Source organism: Methanoculleus sp. UBA413, from assembly GCF_002502935.1.
In the GTDB taxonomy this organism is placed as follows: domain Archaea; phylum Halobacteriota; class Methanomicrobia; order Methanomicrobiales; family Methanoculleaceae; genus Methanoculleus; species Methanoculleus bourgensis.
In genome coordinates this window covers 31928-33136 of record NZ_DAQR01000072.1, presented here as the reverse complement: position 1 = coordinate 33136, position 1209 = coordinate 31928, and the positions used below count along the sequence as shown (strand labels likewise).

Genomic DNA, 1209 nt, shown 5'->3' with positions numbered 1-1209 from the left:
CCTCACGAGTCTCCATACCGAACGTTCGCGCGTATGGAGTCTCCCCCTCCCCGCACAAGCCGGACCCGGGGCACGATGCACCAGAGCAGGCGGTCTCCCACTCGCCAAATTGGGGCGGTTTTCATGGAAATTTTAGCTGCAATGCTCCACTAACACTCCTCCTCATGGATATATCTCTACTCGGGGGCCCTTATCCCCGTGCTGGCATGAGTCAGATACAGATGATCCTGACATCCCCAAACGTCTTCTTTATCCCGCGCTCCCACTCCCCATACCGCCGTTCGTTCACCTGTAGATTGAACAGCACGACGATGATAGTATCATAGTGCTGTGAATACCGCACCAGTTTATCGGCGATCGTCTGTAGGTCCTTGGAATACGTCGGCCCCTTAACTTCAATAGCAACAGTATCGACAACGATATCCGGCCGAGATGCTCCCGTCTGAACTTCTATCTGTGCATCGGGGAACGACCCCCTGATGTAACCTTGCAGTTCGAGGTGGTATTCCCACTCGCTGTTATAATGCCGGGAAGGGGTAAACTCCTCAATATGGCTCGCAAGCCTATTCACCAGCTTACGCGCCTCCGCCTCCCGCTCCCGCTCCGCCATCTTCCGCTGGTGCTCTTCCCGGTCCCGCCGGGCGACCTCCTCCAACTGGTCCCGCGGGACCCAGACGGTCTTACCTTCTACTGTCTGATACTCCTCCAACCCCCGCCGTCGCTGGAGGTCGGCATACTCCTTTTCTTCCCGGGCCCGCTCTTCCTCCTCCCGAGCGAGACGCTCGGCAGCACGCGCATCCTCCTGCATCCACCAGTAGCCAAACCCCACAATCCCCGCCAGGCACACCCCTCCAATCAGCATGAGGGTGAAAGCGTTCGCTGAGATCCAATCCATTACCACAGGGACGCCATAGACCCAGAATAGATATAATCCCACAATAGCCAGAGTGATGACTCTCGCCCAGTTGGCAGCTCTCTCATCAGAATCCATCGATTAGAGATCCGATTTTCGCAAAATAAAGCTAGTCGATCGGTTTTCTGGTTATTAGACGTATATAGATCAATACGAGGATAAACGGGGAGAGCGACAGGGAAAACTAGTACACCGACTCCAAATTAGCAGATCATATCGGGCCTTCGTCCCATCCCCCGCGGAGCGCTCCCCTCCGTCCCCCCACCCCGCCCGGCCTGCGGCCTCCTCCCCCGCCC

General features: G+C 56.7%; 1 protein-coding gene. It reads right to left on the bottom strand.

What is annotated here, in order from left to right:
- Positions 1-211: 211 nt before the first annotated feature.
- Positions 212-991 (bottom strand): hypothetical protein, encoded by a 780-nt coding sequence (locus BP858_RS05650; RefSeq protein ID WP_014867182.1) that lies wholly within the window; start codon positions 989-991, stop codon positions 212-214.
- Positions 992-1209: the final 218 nt, after the last annotated feature.